The 19,888-nt window shown below is 65.1% G+C and carries 9 protein-coding genes; 5 read left to right on the top strand and 4 right to left on the bottom strand.

Going from position 1 to position 19,888, the window contains the following annotated elements:
* Positions 1-154 precede the first annotated feature (154 nt).
* Positions 155-583 carry a nitroreductase/quinone reductase family protein gene (locus A5678_RS17010; RefSeq protein WP_068044401.1) on the bottom strand — a complete coding sequence of 143 codons (429 nt, stop codon included), beginning with the start codon at positions 581-583 and terminating at the stop codon, positions 155-157.
* A gap of 126 nt (positions 584-709) precedes the next feature.
* Between A5678_RS17010 and A5678_RS17015 the strand changes: the two genes are divergently transcribed.
* Positions 710-1,720, top strand: coding sequence for a YihY/virulence factor BrkB family protein (locus A5678_RS17015; RefSeq protein ID WP_068044352.1), 1,011 nt, complete (start codon positions 710-712; stop codon positions 1,718-1,720).
* Here the strand turns inward: A5678_RS17015 and A5678_RS17020 are convergent, their stop codons facing one another.
* Positions 1,721-1,930, bottom strand: a complete 210-nt coding sequence (locus A5678_RS17020) for a DUF3072 domain-containing protein (RefSeq protein ID WP_068044354.1) — start codon at positions 1,928-1,930, stop codon at positions 1,721-1,723. It abuts the gene before it with no gap.
* 72 nt (positions 1,931-2,002) lie between these two features.
* On the opposite strand from A5678_RS17020, the gene A5678_RS17025 reads away from it, so the two are divergent.
* Positions 2,003-2,506 (top strand): DUF2505 domain-containing protein, encoded by a 504-nt coding sequence (locus A5678_RS17025; protein WP_068044356.1) that lies wholly within the window; start codon positions 2,003-2,005, stop codon positions 2,504-2,506.
* A 19-nt stretch (positions 2,507-2,525) separates the two neighbouring features.
* Here the strand turns inward: A5678_RS17025 and A5678_RS17030 are convergent, their stop codons facing one another.
* Positions 2,526-2,846, bottom strand: a complete 321-nt coding sequence (locus A5678_RS17030; RefSeq protein ID WP_068044403.1) for an STAS domain-containing protein — start codon at positions 2,844-2,846, stop codon at positions 2,526-2,528.
* A complete protein-coding gene (locus A5678_RS17035) occupies positions 2,846-5,416 on the bottom strand; it encodes a SpoIIE family protein phosphatase (protein WP_068044357.1) in 2,571 nt (856 codons plus the stop codon). Before A5678_RS17035 ends, A5678_RS17030 begins: the two co-directional genes overlap by 1 nt.
* A 152-nt stretch (positions 5,417-5,568) precedes the next feature.
* On the opposite strand from A5678_RS17035, the gene A5678_RS17040 reads away from it, so the two are divergent.
* From A5678_RS17040 to A5678_RS17050, 3 genes are all read left to right on the top strand, one after another.
* Positions 5,569-17,907 (top strand): BTAD domain-containing putative transcriptional regulator, encoded by a 12,339-nt coding sequence (locus tag A5678_RS17040; RefSeq protein WP_255396924.1) that lies wholly within the window; start codon positions 5,569-5,571, stop codon positions 17,905-17,907.
* Entirely contained in the window at positions 17,885-18,661 is a 777-nt protein-coding gene (locus tag A5678_RS17045; protein ID WP_082945591.1) for a Type 1 glutamine amidotransferase-like domain-containing protein, read from the top strand. The genes A5678_RS17040 and A5678_RS17045 overlap by 23 nt, the downstream gene beginning before the upstream one ends.
* 17 nt (positions 18,662-18,678) lie before the next feature.
* Positions 18,679-19,888 (top strand): hypothetical protein (locus tag A5678_RS17050; RefSeq protein ID WP_156746948.1); only part of this gene is annotated, 1,210 nt, incomplete at its 3' end.

Raw genomic sequence — 19,888 nt, forward strand, 5'->3', positions numbered from 1 at the left:
GCGCCGAAATCGCGATTGCCGGAATCATCGCCAAAGCGAGCGCGAAGGCGCCGAATGCCCAGCCCCGCAACGACTGCTTGATCGTCATGTCGGCCTCCTCCCGGCCAGCGCGGTGCACATCAATTTTGCGACACGCAACCCGTCGGCGGTGCCGTTATTCGGTGACCAGTTCGAAGACCGGGATGACCCGGTCGGTGCGCTCCTGGTACTCGCCGAAACCCGGCGCCCGCTCGACGACGATCCGGTAGATGGAATCCCGTTCACCGCGGGGCAATTCGCGCACGGTCGCCGGCTTGGGGGCCTGTGAGCCGATCTCCACCGTCACCCGGGGGTTCGCGCGGATGTTGTGCACCCATGCCGGGTTGTTGTCCCGTCCCGCGGCGGATCCGACGACATAGATCTTGCCGTCGACGTCGAAGTAGGCGACGGGATTCACCCGCTGCTCGCCGCTGCGCGCACCGGTCGAGGTCAGCAGCAACGGGAAGCCCTCGAACTGTCCACCCACCTTGCCCCCGTTGCGACGGAATTCCTCGATATTGCGCTCATTGAATTCGCGCTCCGGCAGCATAGTGTCCTCGACCATCATTCCATCCTGGCATGGGAATCCCACCACCGAGCGGCCCGCGATTGGTCGTCGCCGGATGCGGGTATCACCTGGTAATCCCGTCGGGGGGGGTATCCGCTTCCGTAGAAACGAAGTGAGCGCGAGATGGTCGGCTGGCTGGACAGGCTGCAGCGCCGAAACCGCGCGGCGGGCGTGGTGATCGGCGTGATTTACAAATACCTCGACGATCAAGGCGGTTACCTGTCCGCGCTGATCACCTACTACGGGTTCGTGTCGCTGTTCCCGCTGTTGCTGCTGTTGACGACGGGCCTCGGGGTGATCCTGGCCGGACGACCGGACTTGCAGCAGCAGGTGCTGCACAGCACCTTGAGCCAATTCCCCGTCATCGGCAGCCAGCTACATGAGCCCGCCGGGCTCAGCGGAGGAACCGTGGCGGTGGTCGTCGGCGTCCTTGGCGCCCTTTACGGCGGTCTGGGGGTCGGCCAGGCGGTGCAGAACGCGATGGACTCGGTATGGGCCGTCCCGAGGAACAAGCGTCCCGACCCGATCCGTTCACGCCTGCGCAGCTTGATGTTGCTGTTGGTCCTCGGCTCCGCGGCCTTGGCCGCCACCGCCCTGTCCGCCGCCGGCCAGGCCACCGGGGCGCTCGGTATTTTCGGAAAGATCGGCGTCGCGCTGGTCGCCGTGGTGATCAACGCCTTGATCTGCTTGGTGGCATTCCGAGTGACCACCGCGCGAGACCTCACCTATCGCCAAGTGTTGCCGGGAGCGCTTGCGGCAGCCGTGATCTGGCAGGTACTGCAGTGGGGCGGTGCGGGATACATTCGGCACACGGTGAAGACGGCCAGCGCTACCAACAGCGTGTTCGCATTGGTGCTGGGATTACTGGCCTTCCTCTTCCTGGTCTCGTCCACGTTGGTCATCTGCGCCGAGATCAATGTCGTTCTGGTGGAAGGGCTTTACCCGCGTGCCTTGCTCACTCCCTTCACCGATGACGCGGAACTCACACCGGCCGACCGCAAGACCTACACCAAGAAGGCAAAAGCCGAGCGGGTCAAGGGCTTTCAGCGTGTCAGCGTCAGGTTCGGCGACCTCCGCCGCAAAGCGACCCGGCCGCCGACGACGTCGACCATCCGCAGCCGGCCCGCCGGCTAGTCAGGTGCCGCGTCCGGTTTGTTGCTGCAGCTGATCGATGAGCTCCGACGCTTGCGCCTTCGTCAAATCGTCGGGAACGTCGCGGCCTGCTTCCTGAGCCAAGGTGTGCACGTAACTGCGCTGCGGGCCGGTCATCGGCTCGTCGCCGGTCACCCACTCGGACGTGTCCTTTTCGGGGTTTTCGCCTGGCGTCTGTCGGTTGTCTGTCATGTCTCTCACCTCCGCGACGAGGGATAACCATCGCACGTACGTTCGAAACATGGCCCTTGGAAGAATGTCGCCATGTCGCGTTCCTTCGACATCCTGATCGAATCGCCCGCCAGCGTTGAGCAGATCCATACGACGTTCGGCCGCGAGGACTACTGGCTGGCCCGCCTCAAAGCCAGCAACGCTCCCACGACGTTGGATTCGCTGGTCGTCGACGCCGACGGGACGGTGACAGTTCGCGCCACCCAGCACGTGTCCCGCCAGGTAATGCCCACGCTCATCGCCAGAGCCGTCCCCGGCGAGCTCAAGATCGTCCACAGCGAGACATGGCGACCAGCCGGCGACGGCGAGGTCCGTGGACAAATCAGCGTCGTGAGTTCTGGCGGCATTGGAGCGGGCCGGGCGGAAGCGTGGATGGCGCCCGCGGGCAACGGAGCGCAACTGCGCTTCACCGTGGAGGTTGCGGTCAAAATTCCATTAGTGGGCCGCAAATTCGAGAAGTCGATGGAAGCCGACCTGACCAAGAGCATCCCTGCGCTGCAGCGCTTCACCAGCACCTGGATCGCCGAGAATCCCTGACGCCGAGTGAGGAAATTCGTCAGTTTTGCGATGTCGGCGACGCGGGCTCGACGGCAACCAGCTCGGTGAGGCCGCTGATGGTGAGGATCGGCATCAGGATCGGGTGGGCGATCAGGTCAATGTGGTTGGCGTGCGTGAACAGGGCGTTGATGGCGGCGCTGTCGAGGTACTCGACGTCACTGAGGTCCACAGTGAGCGGCCCGCCAGGGGACTCGCCGCTGGCGCTGGTAAGGGCCTGGACGAAGGCGTCGATGTTGCTCAGGTCGATCTCCCCCGCAGCGACCAGCATCAGTTTCCCGTCGTCGCGGCGCGTGGTGTCGAGGGTGAGCGACGTGGGCATCATGTGATCCTCGCGGATAGGTGGACCGTGGTTCCGGCGGCGTCGGGGCTGATGGTGACGTCGTGCATGAGCCCTCGCATGAGAGCGATTCCCCGGCCCCGATGGGGAAAGCTTGCCGGTTGCGGAACCTTCCACGAGCCGGTGTCGGTGATGGTCAACCGCACCTGGTCGACCAGTGCGGTCGCGCCCAGGCTGATCGTGCCTTCCGGCTTGTCGCGGTGACCGTGTTCGATGGCGTTGGCGACGGCTTCCCCGGCGGCGACGAGCACGTTCATCGCCTGTTCCGGGTCCAGCCGGGTCCGCGTCAACCAGGTGCGCAACGCGGTTCGGGCCGGGGCCAGGTGGCTGACATCGGCGGGGAACGTCAGCTCCAGCGGCGCGGGATGCCGATAGAGCAGGAGGACGACGTCGTCCTGGTAGCCACCGTCGGGGGCCAGGGCGGACATGATGTCGTTCGCCAAGTCATCGAGCGTGGACGCGCGGCCTTCCTGCACTAGGCCGGCGGCGCGCGAGATGCCCTGCGCCAATGCGGTGCGGCGGCGTTCGACCAGCCCGTCGGTGTAGAGCAACAGGGTCGCACGCGCCGGCATGGTCACCCCGGCCTCGGGGCGCGGCCAGTCGGCTCGTACTCCCAGCGCGATGGTGTGACCATCATCGAGGATCTGGGTGGTGCCGTCCGCGAGGACCAGGATGGGCGGAGGGTGTCCGGCGCTGGAATACACCAGCTCACCGGTCTCGGGGTTGAGCACCACGCAGACCGCGGTGGTGCACTGGGCGCCGGGTAGACGCGCGGCGAAGCGATCCATCCCGGCGAGAGCGGCGCCGGGGCTGGGGTTCTCGAACAGCAACGCGCGGCAGGCGCTGCGCACCTGACCCATCACGGTGGCGGCGGCGAGGCCATGCCCCACACAGTCGCCGACGACCATTGCGATGCGACCGTCCTCCAGGTCGACGACGTCGTACCAGTCACCGCCCACCTGCAGGGGCCGGCTGGCGGCCTGATAGCGGACGGTGAACCCGTGCGGTAGATCGGCGGGGCCGAGGATCGCGTGTTGCAGCGCCAAAGCCGTTTCGCGCTGCTGGTCCACCTGATGGACCCGCTGCAGCCCCTGACCGAGACGGCCTGCCAGCACCGTGAGCAAGGTCTGATCCTCGAGGGTGAACGGGCGCCGCTCGGCCAGATCGATCCAGACGACGAGCACACCCTCTGGGTGCTGCAGTGCGATGCCGGCCGTCCCGGCTTCCCCCGTGCTGGCGGTGAGCAAGTCACCGTCGCGCAACGCGCTGAGCATCTGTTGGGTATGAGACGGCAGTTCGCCCCAATGCGCGGGCTCGCCGACCGAGACGACTCGCGGTGCGCCATAAGCGGTTCCGGTGGAGGAACTCTGGGTCGGAAAGGTGACGGCCAGCACGCGGCGAGCCCGCCACAGTCGGCGCAATTCCTCGGCGGCGGCATTCACCGCGTCGTCGACGCTGTCCGCCTGGGCGAGTTCCTGGTTGAGCGCGTGTTCGCGGCCCGCCGCCAACGCCAGGGCGATAGCCGCGTGCCGGGCGAAGTCGCTGACGAGCTCCAGGTAATCGTTGCCGAACGGCGACTGCCGGGGATCGCGGGCGACGGCGATGACGCCGAGCACCGCGCCGTCCGCGATCAGCGGCATGACGATAGCCGAGCGTTCACCGACGTCGGTGAAACCCTCGATCGGATATTGAAAGGATTCGGTGATCAGCGGTAGGCCGCGCCGCGCGACACCGCCCGTGGTGGAGCCGTCCATCGGCACCTGGCGACCGATCACCTCCGAGGAGTACCGCCCCGCCGTGGCGGCCACCACAAGGGTGTCGACCTCGTCGGCGGGCAGATCGGGCTCCTTCGGAACCAGCAAGATCGCCTGTTCGGCGCCGGCCAACTCCAGCGCTCGGTTCACGATGAGCTGCAACGGCCCGGTCTGGGGGTCACCCGACAGCAGCGCGGTGGTGATCTCGCGGCTGGCCTTCGTCCATCTGGCCGTTTCACGTTCTCGCTCGAACAGGCGCGCGTTGTCGATGGCGGCTGCGGCGGCCGTCGCCAAGGCCCGCACCGCGGCCGCCTGGGAGTCGGAGAACACTCGGCCGGTCCGGTCATCGGCGAGGTAGAGGCTGCCAAAGTCCGCGCCCCGCACGGTGATCGGTAATCCGAGGAGGGCCCGCAATGGCGGATCATGGGACTGCAGCTTGGCGGCCTGCGGATGAGCACTCACGTCTTCGAGGCGGAGACCCTCACCCACCGGCAGATCGCCGAGCCGTCGCGCCGCGTCGGCATCGATTCCCGCACGGACGAAGGTCGCCAGGGCGCCGTCGGCGGCGCGGATGCCCAGGGCTGCGTAAGGGGAGCCGGTCAGCTCCATCGCCCCCTTGACGATCCGGTGCAACGTCACGTCCAGATCCAGATCAGAACCGATCTCGCTGATGACCCGCACCAGTTGTTCCATCTGGTCGCGGGCTTCGACCAGCTCGTCGAGTTGCTCATGAATCTGGCTCACCAGCTCACGCCGGCCCTGCCAGGTGAACGCCGATCCACCCCCTTCGTTGACCATGGATACAAACCTAACCGTTCACGCTCGTTCCGCACCGTTCACCCCCACTCGGATGGCGGTGGCATCGCGGCTGGACGCGGGGGCTTTACTCGATCTTGACCATGCATTGAATCCCCCCACCGACGATGTCTGATGTGAGTACGCTTCCATCGGTGGAACTGGGGGTTTTGGGACCTCTCCGGGTCCGGCTAGGCGGGGTGCCCGTCACGATCCCGGGCGCCAAACCCCGCGCGATCCTTTCCATGCTCGGGCTGCACGGCGGTTCGGTTGTGGCGGCCGACACGCTCGTCGAGCTCCTCTGGGGCGAGGATCCACCACGCACCGCAGCCAAGGCCCTGCAAACCCACATCTCCTCGTTACGACGCACCCTGGGCGACGGCTTCGTTCTGACGGCGGGCGCGGGCTGGACCTTGGCCGAGACCCAGGTTGATGCCGCGCGGTACAAATCGGCCGCCCGACTGGGACGCGACGCCGCGGCGGCCGGCGACACCAGCCAGGCGGTGGCGCGCTTCGAGGAGGCGCTCGCCCTGTGGCGCGGAATCCCCGAGCTGCCCGACGGCCGGCGCGGAACCTCCGAGAAAACGCGGTGGATCGAAAGCCACGCCGCGCTGGTGGAGGATCGGGCCGATGCGCTGCTCGCGACGGGCCGGGCGGCGGAGATCATTGGCGAGCTGGAGGCGGCAGTGGCCGACGCGCCGCTGCGCGAGCGGCGTTGGGGCCAGCTGATGCTCGCGCTCTACCGCGCCGGCAGGCAGGGCGAGGCACTCGGCGCGTACCAGCGTGCGCGTGCGCTGCTCGCCGACGAACTGGGGGTTGACCCGGGACCGGACCTTCGCCGGCTGGAGGCCGCGATCGTGGCGCAGGATTCTGCGCTGGAAATGCCCGCCGCACAACAACTCTCGTCGGTGACACGCGCCGTGACGTTCCTGCTGACCGACATCGAAGGGTCGACGGCCGCATGGGAGGCAGACGCCGGAGCCATGGCGGTGGCGCTGGCACGACACGACGAACTCGTCGAGCAGGTCGTGACGTCACGCGGAGGGCGATTGATCAAGACGCGGGGCGAGGGCGACGCCACCTTCTCGGTTTTCGAGCGACCGTCGGCGGCCGCCGCCGCCGCGATCGAACTCCAAGATGCGATCGCTCACGAGCCCTGGGTCCTGCGGGAGCCCATGCGTATCCGCGTGGCTTTGCACACCGGGGAGGTCGAACTCCGCGACGGCGACTACTTCGGGCGCGCGGTCAACCGCGCCGCCCGCCTCCGGTCGCTGGCTACCGGTGGCCAGATTCTGTGCTCGGGTGCTACCGCCGAACTCGTCATCGACTCGCTGTCCGAAGACGTGGTGCTCGCCGACCTGGGCACGCGCCAACTGCGTAATCTCGCGCGTCCGGAGCATGTTTTCGAACTCCAGCTGCAGACCGCCCCGCTCGGCCATCCCGCGGATTCGACCGAGGTGGCTCTAGAACGCCCGAGCCTGCCCCCCGTGCTGGCCGGCCCGGGGCCGTTCGTTGGGCGCGGGCACGAGCTTGATCGACTGTCGTCGGCGTGGCAGACCGCGCTCGCCGGGGGCACCAAGGCAATGCTGATCGCGGGCGAACCAGGTGTCGGTAAGACCCGTCTGGCCGGCGAATGGTCACGACAGGCTTTTGACCAGGGCGCCCTCGTCATTTACGGCCGGTGCGACGAGGACCTCGGTGCGCCCTACCAACCGTTCGCGGAAGCGCTGCGTTCACTGGTCCCGTGCCTCGGCGCGGGTGGGCTTCGTGGGCTTCGGGGCGTGGAAGCACTCCTCACACTGGTGCCCGGCCTGGCCGACCTGCTCCCCGACCTGGCGGCGCCGACGCGCGCCGACCCGGACACCGAACGTTACGCACTTTTCGACGCCGTCGTCGCGCTGTTGGCAACGGCATCGGCGAGCGCGCCGGTCGTCCTGATCCTCGACGACCTGCACTGGGCGGCCAAGCCCACGCTGCTGCTGTTACGACATCTCTTGCGCTTCGGCGAACACGCCCGCATGCAGATCATCGGGACGTACCGCAGCACGGACCTCGACCGCTCCCACCCCCTGGCGGCGATGCTCGCCGACCTCCACCGCGACGGCACGGCCGACCGACTCAGCCTCAGCGGTCTTCACGAGGACGACGTGACCGCCTACGTCGCCGAGGCGGGCTACAACGACGAAGAGCTCGCCCGGGCATTGGCGTCGGTCACCGGCGGCAATCCGTTCTTCCTCATCGAGGCCCTGCGCCACGTGGATGAAAGCGGTGGTCGCTGGGACCAGAGCACCCTGCCGCAGGGGGTGCGCGAGGCGGTGAGCCGCCGCCTGTCACGGCTTCCAGCGGAGGCGAACAAGGCGCTTGCCGCAGCCGCAGTCGTCGGCAGCCGGTTCGCCTTGGACCTGGTGGAACGCGTGTTAGAGGACGACCTGGTCGACGCGTTCGACGAGGCATGCAAGGCCGGCATCGTCATCGAAGAGCCCGGCGGTCGCTACCGGTTCAACCATGCGATCGTCCGACAGTCGCTGCTGGCCGAGCTGCCGTCCGTGCGGCGCATGCGGCTGCACCAGCGCATCGCCACGACGTTGGAAAACGAGCCCGGCGCCGACGACGAGCTGCTGGCCGAATTGGCGTACCACTACTTCGAATGTGCGTGGGCTGGAAACGCGGCGAAGGCGGTCGAATACTGCCGGCGCGCCGCGGACCAGGCGATGGCACGGCTCGCCTACGAAGGTGCCGCGGACCTCTACGACCGGGCCCTGCACGCACTGGAAGAGATCGACGAGGAGCTGCCCGACCGCGACGACCAGACGGCCGAGTTGTTGATAGCGCGTTGTGAAGCCCTGCTGGCCGCGGGCGACGTGGCTTCGGCGGGGAGTGCCGTGTCTCAATTGCAAAGCGCCAGCACCGATTCAAGGCAACTAGCGGCGTGGGCGACTTGCTTCGATGGCCAACTCTCGATGCTGATCCACCCGGAACGATTGGACGACGTCGCGGCCGCGGTCGGCTCGGCCGCCGAAGAGCTGGCGCAACTCGGCGACGCCGCCGGAGAAGCTATGGCGCACACCGTGCGTGCCGGATGCCTGGCACGGCTGGGAAGAATCGGCGACGGCGAAATCGCTCTGGACGACGCTCTTTCAGCGGCGCGGCGCGCCCGTGAACACCGCCGGGTCAACGCGGTGCTCGCGAACGCGCCGCTTGCGGCGCTGTGGGGCCCGAATCCCGTTCCGCGCGCAGGCGGGCGATGCCTCGACGTCGTACGGCTGCTCCGGATCACCACCGACTCACCGGCGGTCGAGGCTACGTCGACGCGGTGCCAAGCTGTGTTGGAGGCCTTCCGCGGACGGGGAGCTGCGGCGCGACGGATGATCGACTCGGCCCGACGCACGGCCACCGAGCTCGGACTGCGCCATTCCCTTATGGAGGTCGAGCAGTTCGCCGGGATCGTGGAGCTGGTGGTCGACGAGCCTGCGGCGGCCGAGCCGCACTTACGCAAGGCCTACAACGGGTTTCGTCGCATGGGTCTCGACGCCGACACCGCAGAGACCGCCGCATTGCTGGGCCGCGCCTGTCTGGCGCTCGACCGAGACGCCGAGGCGGATGAATTATCTACCGAGAGTGAACGTCTCGCCGGTCACGCCCTGAAGGCGTCGATCGCCTGGCGCACGCTTCGGGCGCGGCTGCTGTCGCGGCGCGGTGATCACGACGAGGCTCGGCGGGTCGCCGAGGAAGCCGTCGGCCTCGCTGAGCGCACCGACGCGCTGGTGGATCACGGCGATGCATGTCTTTCGTTGGCAACGGTTTTGGGTGCGGCCGGTGACATCGTGGGTGCGCGGGCCGCCGCGGAGCGGGCCGCCGAGTTGTACGAGCGGAAAGGTGCTGCGGCGCTTGCCGAGAAGGCGCGTCGCGTTCTCGGAGCCGAACCACCGCCCGCTGCCGACCAACCCGAAGCACCGCCCGTCAAGTTGGACAACGCGTGCGTGCGTGCGATTTGCCGCCTGGATGAAACCGCCGCCCGCGAAGCCTGGAACGAACTAGAGGAAGTATTCGCACCCAATATCGCCGTCGAAAGCCGCCGAAAAATAGTGGGCTTGTCGCGGATCAACCTTTCGCCCAGCGAGTGGGCAACTGAGGCGAAGCGCTTCCTCGCCACGGGCCTAGTGCGATGCCGGCGTGTGGTTATCGGTGTGCGAGGCGATCGCCTGGCTCTTGTCCGCACGCTGCTTGGCGCAGCAGATGTGAGTCCTGGGGCGCCCGAAGACGAGCTGCTTCATTTGATCGGCCTCGACGTGGAGGGGCGAATCGCGCTCCAAGTGTCTTTCGACGTCGAAGATATCGACGCCGCACTCGCCGAACTCGAAGCCCGATTCGAGGCGGAGCACCCGATTCCGCGGCGATTGGAAAATACGGCATCGCGCGTATTTGAGAACGAGTGGTCACACTTCGCGGCGCGCGACTGGGACGGCCTGGCTGACACCGTGGCCGACGACTATGTCGGCATAGATCACCGGCGGGTCGTGAGTGCCGAGACACAACTTAGTCGAGACGATGTGGTCAGAGACTTGCAGGCGGCGGCTGACGTCGGCTTCACAATCTCGATGGTCAGCGCCATGGCGATCCGCGGGGAGCGTCTCGTCCTGGCGCGTGTTCGCGCCGCCGGCCGGGACCCCGAGGCGATTCAAAATGACGCGCTGAACGTCGTCGAGATCGACGGCAACGATCGGATCGCGAACGTCTTCACATACGACGTCGAAGACATCGGTGCCGCCATCGCGCAGCTCGATGCCCGTTACCTCGCGGGCGAAGGTGCACCATATGCGACCACGTGGCAGATCGTCACCGGAACCTTTGCCTCGATGAGCCGGCACGAGTTCCCCGCCCTGCCCCCCGACTGCGCGACGATTGACCATCGAAACGTGGCAGCGTTCGCACCGGGCGAGCTGCCCGCATACATTCGCGCCGGGTTGGACATCGGCCAAGACATCACCACATACGTCAGCGGCGTACATCGATTGAATGACCTGGGGGCGGTGGTCTCCTACGTGGCGTATGGAAATTCGAACGCAGGTTTGGACGGTGAGTGGCACGAGATCGCTTTGCTGACCCTCGAAGGGCGGATGGTCAACCGCTGCGAATTATTCTATGAAGCGGACTTGCAAACTGCGATCGCGAAGTTCGAGCAGCTCAGCCGCCCGGCATCGCATTTGGAAAACGCGGCAACCGAAGCTTACGAACGCGTCTATTCGTATTTCGCAGCTCGTGACTGGGACGCCCTGGCGGCAGCAGCGGCCGACAGCTATTCCATCGACGATCGCCGGCGGGTGGTGAACGCCGGGATCCGACATGGGCGCGATGCCGCGATCAAAGAAATGCGGGCGATCGCTGACGTCGGCTTCGCAACGATGACAATATTGGGCGCCGTGGCCACGCGCGGCGCGCGCCTTGCCCTTATGCGGATTCGCTTTTCAGGCAGGGATCCCGACACGATTCAGAACGATGCCCTTAACGTCGTCGAAGTCGATGCCGACGAGCACGTCAGGGCGGTCGTGGTATTCGACCTCGAAGACTTCGACGCCGCCCTCGCCGAACTCGACGTGCGCTTTATTGCCGGTGAAGGGGCCGCGTACGCCCGCACGTGGTCGGTGATCACAGGTGCTTTCGCTGCCCACAATCGGCGCGAACTGGCGGAGGCCACATCGGATGCGGTGAGTATCGACCACCGGCGGGGGGCAGCGTTTGCGCCAGGCGAGGGTGCCGATTACCTCCGTGCGGGATGGGATCTCGACCAACAACTCGACGTCTACGTCGAAGCATTACATCGGATTAACGACCTCGGCGCCGTTTTCACGTGGGCGGGACATGCAACCTCGCATGTCGGTTTCGCTGCGGAATGGCGCGGCGTCAACCTTATGACGGTCGACGACAGAATGATTAGTCGCGCGGAGGTGTTCGAAGAGACAGAGCTCGACATCGCGATCAAAAAATTCACAAAGCTCAGTCGAGCGGCACCACAACTCGAGAACGCGGCAAGCCAAGCGTACGAGCGCTTCCGAACGTACTTCGCCGCACGCGACTGGGCCGCTATGGCGGAGCTACTAACCGCGGACACGGCTGTCGACGACCATCGACGGGTCGTCAGCGCCGAGATCCGACACGGTCGTGACGTCGAAATCGCGAATATGCGGGCCTTCGCCGAGATTGGGGTGACGACAAGTACGGCGGAGGTCATCGCCACTCGAGGCGAACGACTTGTCCTGTGCCGGACGCGTATCTCGGGCGAAGACCACCCATCTGGCGGATTCAGCATCGAGACGCTCGTTATCGTCGAGACCTCCGCCGAAGAACAGATATTGGCACGCGTTGCATACGACCCAGACGACTTCGATGCCGCCATCGAGGAGCTCGAGGCACGATACCTCGCCGGCGAAGCGGCACCCCATGCACGCATGTGGGCTGCCATGTCCGGGGCTTACGTCGCGATCAACCGACGTGAACTCCCGCCTCTAACCGGCGATTTCAAAAATATAGATCACCGCCGCGGAGCGGCTTTCGCGCCCGGTGACATGCTCGAATACCTACGTGCCGGATGGGATCTCGACCAAGACATCCATTACTACGTCGAGGCCGTGTATCGCCTGAGTGACCTCGGAGTGGTTGTCACTCATAAAGGGTGTGGGACGTCCCGCGACGGCTTCGACGCCGAGTGGCGGGAGGTCATGCTCTTTACGGCTGATGGCGATTTGTTCAGCCGCTGCGAGGTATTCGACGAGGCAGACCTCGACGCCGCGTTGGCGCGGTTTGAAGACCTAGGCCGTCCAGCACCGCCGCGAGTGGAAAATGCGGCAACGAGCGTCTATGAACGCCTGCAGGCGTTCTACGTTGCCCGGGACTGGCCCGCGATAACCAAGATGCTGCCTGACAACTGCACCACTGACGACCGCCGCGCCGTGGTAGGCGGCGGAATTCAGCAGGGACGCAATGCTTTGATAGACAACTTGCAGGCGGTCGCCGAGGGTGGAATCACGAATGCAACGTCAGACACCATCGCTATCCGAGGGGCGCACCTAGCCCTCACTCACGCACGATATGCGCGCGGCGACGGAGATCCCGCGGCCTTCCATGTCGAATATCTACAGTTGATCGAGATCGACGCTGACGAGCGGATCGCAGCGCTCGTTGCGTTCGACACCAACGACGCCGACGCCGCCTTCGAAGAACTTGATTCCCGTTACCTCAAAGGAGAAGGGGCTACTCACTCGCGGGCTTGGTCAGTCATCATGGCTGGCTATGCCGCACTGAACCGGCACGAACTACCGCCGATTACCCTGGATTTCGCAAGCATCGATCACCGCCGAGGGACGGCTTACGGCCCTGGTGAACAAATTCAATACGTCCGCGCCGGATGGGATCTCGACCAGAGAATTCAGACCTACCCAGAGGGGGTGCATCGACTGAGCGACGCGGGAGCTGTCTACACCCATGTCGCGCAAGGGACATCGCGCGAGGGCTTCGACGCTGAGTGGCGAGGGATCAGCCTCGTGACGGTGGACGGTGACCTTGTCAGCCGCTCCGAGGTTTTCGACGAAGCGGATTTGGACAAAGCGATCGCGCGATTCGATGAACTCAGCCGGCCAGCACGCCAGCTGGAAAACGCGGCAAGCAGAGTGGCCGACCGCTTCTCGGCGTACTACGCGGCGAACGACTGGCGGGCCATGGCCGAGGTGTTGGCCGAGAACTATTCCAGTGACGATCGCCGTCGCGTGGTCGGCTCCGAAGTGCGACATGGCAGAGACGCCCACCTCTTAGACATGCGGGCGCGCGCCGAGATCTGGCTCACAAACCGGACGTCGACCGTCATGGCGACCCGCGGTGATCGCCTCGCCCTCATGCGCATCGGTCTCTCAGGCCGCGATCAGGGGCACGAGTCGTTCGTCACGGAAGCGCTCATCGTCAACGAGATTGACGCCGACGAGCGTCTCGCTGCTGGCGTTGCATTCGGTCCCGACGACCTCGACGCCGCCGTCGCAGAACTCGACGCCCGCTATCTCGCCGGCCAAGCAGCCGCGTACGCGCATATATGGTCGGTCGTCACGGGCGTCTACGCGATGTTCAACCGGCAAGAGCTTCACGCAGTGGACTGGGCCATCGTCGACCACCGGCGAGCCACACCATTCGCTTCCAGCGACTTAGCGCCAGCCCTCCGCAACTTCTTCGACCTCACGCCCGAATTCAGGGTCGACATCGAAACCGTGCATCGGCTCAACCATTCCGGCGCCGTCATCACACTTGATTCGCATGGGTTCTCCCACGACGGATTAGGCGTCGAATGGCGGATGATTCAACTCCTCGTCGTTGAAGGCGACCGAATCAGCCGCTGCGAGATGTTTGACGAGACAGACTTGGACGCCGCGATCGCGCGGTTGGAAGAACTCAGCCGGCCGTCAGCCCAGTTGGTGAATACGACGACCCGCGTGCTCGAGCAGTTCCTTGCGCATTTTGCGGCCCAGCGCTGGGATGAGATGGCAAGTCTACTCGCCGAAGACTTTTGCTCAGACGACCGCCGCTCCGTCATCAACGCCGGAATCCGACGCGGTCGAGATGTCGAGATGGCGAACTGGCGGGCCACCGCAGAGGTCTGGATGAGCGATGTGCAGGCGGCCATCATTGCGACCCGCGGAGAGCGCCTCGCGCTCTTCCGTTTCACCTTCGCGAGCCAAGATTCGCTGCCCGCGGCGTTCCAAGCTGCGGCGCTTGGCGTCATTGAAGTCAACGACGACAACCGATTCGCGTCGACCGCTGTCTTCGACCCCGACGACCTCGACGCCGCAATCACTGAGCTCGAAGCGCGTTACATCGCAGGAGAAGGGGCCCCCCATGCGCGCATCTGGTCGCTGCTGGCTGATGCCTTCGCCGCGATCAACAGACATGAATTGCCCGAGCGGACGCCGAACTGGGCGAACATCGACCACCGGCGAGGAGCAGCATTCGCGACGGGTGACATGACCGCCTACATCCGCGATTTGTGGAGCGATGCACCGGACATCCATGTCTACATTGAGGTCGTGCATCGCCTGAGCAACCTCGGAGCCGTCGTTACCCAAGTGGCGCATGGCACCTCACAACACGGCTTCGAGGCCGAATGGCGAGAGATCGGGATCGTCACGTTCGACGACGACCTGCTCAGCCGTTGCGAACTATTCGACCCTGCGGACCTCGGCGCCGCGCTCGTCCGTTTTGAAGAGCTGAGCCGCCCGACACGCCGCCTGGAGAACGCGGCAAGCCGAGCCGAGGATCGCTTGTTCGCACACGCAATGGCCCGCGATTGGGCGGCGTTAGCCGAAGCCCTGGCCGACGACAGTTTTGTCGAGGACCGCCGCCGGGTGGTGAATATCGGCGTCTGGCACGGACGCGCCGTCGTGGTAGCGAACATGCGAGCCCTCGCCGAGGGTCTTGCCCAGGTATCGCTGACGGTCATTGCGACCCGCGGGGAGCGCCTCGCACTCGTTCTTGTCCGGTCCTTTAATCCTGACTTGCAGCGCGGGGAATTCGTCGTCGAGATGCTCGGGATCGCTGAAATCAACGCCGACGGGCGGCTTGCGGCCCACGTCTTAGTCGACGTCGACGACATGGACGCTGCCTTCGCTGAGCTCGATGCTCGCTACGTCGCGGGCGAAGCGGCCGCCCACGCGCGCACGTGGTCTGCCATCGCGGAGAGTTACGCCGCAATCAACCGCGGCCAACTCCCCTCTACGACAACGGACTTTGTGGACGTCGACCATCGGCGAGGGGCAGCGATGGCGTCCGGCGAACTGATCGCTTTTCTCCGTAGTGCGTTGGATCAGACGCCTAACCTGACCATCCGCATCGCGGCGGTACATCGTCTCAGCCAATACGGCGCCGTCGTGACCCACGCTGCGGCTGGGGCCTCCCCAGAAGGTTTTGAAGCCGAGTGGCGCGAGGTCAGCGCCCTGACGGTTGACGGCGACATGCTCAGCCATTGCGAGGTATTCGACGAGGCAGATCTCGACGCCGCCCTCGCCCGGTTTGACGAATTGCACCGACCGATGCGGCGTCTTGAGAACAGGGCAACCCGAGCGGAAGACCGCTTCTTTGCGTACTCCAAGGCCCGCGACTGGGCTGCGGTCGCCGAGACTTTGGCCGAGGGCAGTTCCATCGAAAGCCGGGTGCCCGTAGTGAACACCGGGCTCTGGGAAGGCCGAGATGTCGTGATCGCGAATCTGCGAGCCCTGGCCGAGAATGTGGTGACTACAACGTCGGCCGTACTTGCGATCCGCGGGGAACGCCTCGCCCTCAGCCTCATGCGTCACCCGAACAGCGATGCGCGGGACGGGGAGTTCGCCCCTGAGCAACTCATCATCGTCGAGATCGACCCTGGCGATCGGATCGCGGCGCACATCGTGTTCGACCCCGACGATATGGACGCCGCTCTTGCGGAGCTCGACGCCCGGTACCTCGCCGGTGAGGCGGCCGCGCACGCGCACACGTGGTCGTTGGTCACACAGGGCTTCGCGGCGTTCATTCGACACGAAATCCCCCCGACGACGACGGATCCGGTCTACATCGATCATCGGCCGCTGGTAGCGATCGAGGGCGTTGAGCTGGCCGCAGCGATGCGTGCGGTATGGGGCCTCACCCCGAACGTCAGAGCCTGGGTGGAGGCTGTGCATCGGCTCAGCGATTTGGGTGCTGTCATCTCCGGCGTGGTGAAAGGCACCTCGCCGGAGGGCTTTGACGCCGAGTGGCAGATGATCAACATTTGCACCTTCGAAGGTGACTTGCTCAGTCGTTACGAAGTTTTCGAGAAGACGGAACTCGACGCCGCACTCGCCCGCTTTGACGAATTGCCGCAGCGGCAGCCATTGGCAAATCCAGCAAGTCAAGTGAATGAACGCTTTTGGACATGCCTCACGACGCAAGACTGGGCCGCGCTGACCGAGATAATGGCCGAAAACGTTGTATCGCATGACAACCGTCGGGTCGTCAATTCCGGTGTCCTGCGCGGGCGCGAGACGAACATCGCAAACGTGCAAGCAGTTGCCGAGGTCGGGTTCGAGGATTTTGTGTCGACGGTGATCGCGGTCCGTGGGCGACGCCTTGCCCTCACTCGCATCCGATCCTCCGCCCATGGATTTGAGCCAGGGGAGATTAGCGCCGACATGATCGGCGTCGTGGAGGTCGACGCCGACAACCGGATGACGTTCCATTCCATCTTCGACGCCGACGACATCGATGCAGCTTTCGCCCAACTCGATGCCCGTTATCTGGCTGGCGAGGCAGCCGCGCACGCGCACGTGTGGTCGGTCATCGCGCGGGAGTGCGACAGGTTCAACCGCCACGAACTTCCGGCGGCCGACTGGGTCACGATCGACCACAGGTCGCTGGTAACGATCGACGCGGGTGATCTGCTCTCAAACATCCGCGCTACGTGGGACCTCATGCCAGATGTCAGGGTTAATATCGAGGCGGTGCATCGTCTCGGCAGTTCGGGAGCCGTCGTCACCTACACAGCTAATGGGACCGCGCAGGAGGGCTTCGTCGCCGAGTGGCGGATGATCCATCTGCTGACCGTCGAAGACGACCGAATCAACAGGTCGGAACTATTCGAAGAGGGAGACCTCGACGCCGCGCTCGCGCGGTTCGAAGAACTGCAGGAGGAGGCGCGGCGGCCGGAAAACGCGGCTACCCTGACCGACCAACGCTTCTGGAAGTTCTTCGCGGCCGGTGACTGGGCGGCTCTTGCGTCGACACTCGCTGACGACATGGCTAACGACGATCGACGACGAATTGTGAACGCAGGCGTTCGACGAGGTCGAGACTTCGAGGTCGCGAATATGCAGACCCTTTCGGGTATGGGAGTCACCCACATAACGTCGACAATCATCGCGACCCGCGGCGAACGGCTTCTCCTCAGGCGTACGCGCTTCTCGCGGGATGCAGGGCCAGAGGATTTCCATGCCGAGTTGCTCTGCATCGTCGAGCTGGATGCCGAAAACCGAATTGCTACCCGTGTTCTGTTCGACCCCGACAACATGGACGCCGCCTTCGAAGAACTCGATGCCCGATACCTGGCCGGTGAAGCAGCTCCCCACGCGCACACTTGGTCGGTCATCGCAGGGTCCTATGACGCGATGAACCGGCGCGAGCTCTTCCCGACCACGCCGGATTGGGTGAACATCGATCACCGACGACCCGGGATCATCGAGGAAGGCGGTCTGAACGCATCCTTGCGTTCACTGTGGCAGTTGACCACGGACCTGACCTTCCGGATAGTAGCCGTGCATCGGTTGACTGACCTCGGCATGGTTTGCTCCCATGTGGCGCAGGGCGTTTCACATGACGGCTTCGACGCCGAGTGGCGGGGGATCGAAGTCCAGACCATCGACGGTCACCTCATCGACCGCTGCGAAATCTTCGACGAAGCGGACCTTGACGCCGCGCTCGCCAGATTCGATGAGCTCGTCTGCGGCGACTGAGACGGTGCCACAACAACAACCGCTTTATCTGCTGGCGGACAGCCAGCTGCTGTTCTGGAAGCGGCGGGAGCGACTACTCCTCGAGGGAGCACTCGGCGGATTGGCGCGCGACACACCGGTTTGCGCGGCCTATATCGGTGCCTCCAACGGGGATCGTCCCGAGTACTACGAGATCTTCGAGGCGGCAATGGATGCGATTGGAATCACCGATCGCCGCATGATCGATTCGTCTTTCGGCCCCGGCGATCGCGCCTTTCTCGATCGTGCCCGCTTGATCGTCCTCGCGGGCGGCGATGTGCGACTCGGCTGGGACACGTTCGAGAAAACCGGCATGAAGGACGTGATCGTGCGCAGACACGCCCAAGGAGCGGTCCTCGTGGGTATCTCGGCCGGCGCAGTCCAGCTCGGACGCCATGGAATCGTCGAGACGCCGGATCCTTGCGTGTCCGAGCTACTCGATGTGTTCGATCTCGTCCCGATGGTCATCGACGCGCACGACGAGCGGGGCGGGTGGGCGCGGCTGTCGCGGACCGTTGAACAGCTGGCGGGATCGACCACGGGGCTCGGTATCCCATCCGGTGGCGGAGTCATCGTGCACGTGGACGGCACGATCGACCCTCTCCGACGTCCCGCGCACGCCTTCCGCTTCGAGGGCGGTCGCGTCACGCACTCCCTGTTACGTGCCGACACGTCAGCCTCGGTTTCGACTGCCCAACGTAGGGATACGCTGGATTTCGGGCGAGGATCACGTTAAGTCATGTGGGAGGGGTGGTGGAAACCGTACTCGGTGTGTCGATGACACCCACGACAGTTCATATGGTCTTGGTCGAAGGGGAACACGCCGGTGGCGCCACGGTGGACACGGACAAGTTTGAGGTCCCCGCCGCCATGGGTGGGGCGCATCCGCCCGCGCCCCCTCAAGTCGTCTCGGCAATTCTGGGAACGCGGGAAGGAACCGCCGAAAGCGGCTGCCAGTTGGCTTCGATCGGGGTGACCTGGACGGATCCAACCGACGCCGCTGTGCTTCGCGACTTGCTCGCCGATCAGAAGCTCGAAAAAGTCATGCTGGTCTCGGCCTTTCTAGCCGCGGCCGCGTTGACCCAGACGGTGGGTAACACGACCCGGTACGCGCAAACCGCCCTGTTGTTCGTGGAGCCGTCCACCGCGACGATGGCAGTGGTACACACCGCCGACGGTTCGGTCACCGGTGTACTTCGACGAGACCTCCCGGATGACGACTATGAGGCAGTAGCCGCATTGACGGCGCTGGCCGCTGGAGCAGAAGCGATGGATCCGCGGCCGGACGGTTTGTTCGTCGTCGGCTCTGACGGCGTCGACATCGCCGCAATCAGGGCGCAGTTGCAGGCGGCCAGCTCCCTTATCGTGAGCACACCGGAGGAGCCGGAGCTGGCGCTGGCCAGGGGTGCGGCACTGGCATCGGCGAATCCGCCATTGTTTTCGTCCTCGACAGCAGCAATTGCTTACGCGCAAGATCCCGGCACTCGTGAGGTCATCCCGAACGCATTGCTTCTCGGCTACGCCGGTGCTTCTGCCCCCGCCGGAGGTAGCGGCGAAGCGTTGGCCTATAGCGCTGTCCCGGAAGAAGCCGGCGTCACAACCGCTCGCGCATTTGGCACCGGCGCCCATCCCATGTTTGACGACGACGACTTGCTAAGCAGTCCACGAACCGGCTCGGCCGCCGCACCGAGCGAGCAGCGCGCCACCCGGCCGTTTCTCGTGGCGATGAGCGTGTTGGGGTTGTTTGTCGGCGGCATCCTGGCCCTCGTCATCGCGCTGGCGATCGCCATTCGACCGCACGTCGACACGCGGCCACAAATCGGCGCAAGAGCCGTCGCCCCGGCTGCCCCGGCACCGCCGCCTTCGGCTCCTGCCCCTAAACCGAGCGCACCCGCCCGTTCATCGGGCTCTCCTCACTTTGACCGGTGGCAAGTTTTGGCGTGTTGGTTTTTGATCGCTCAGC

The organism is Mycobacterium sp. E2733 (assembly GCF_001667585.1).
Lineage (GTDB): Bacteria > Actinomycetota > Actinomycetes > Mycobacteriales > Mycobacteriaceae > Mycobacterium.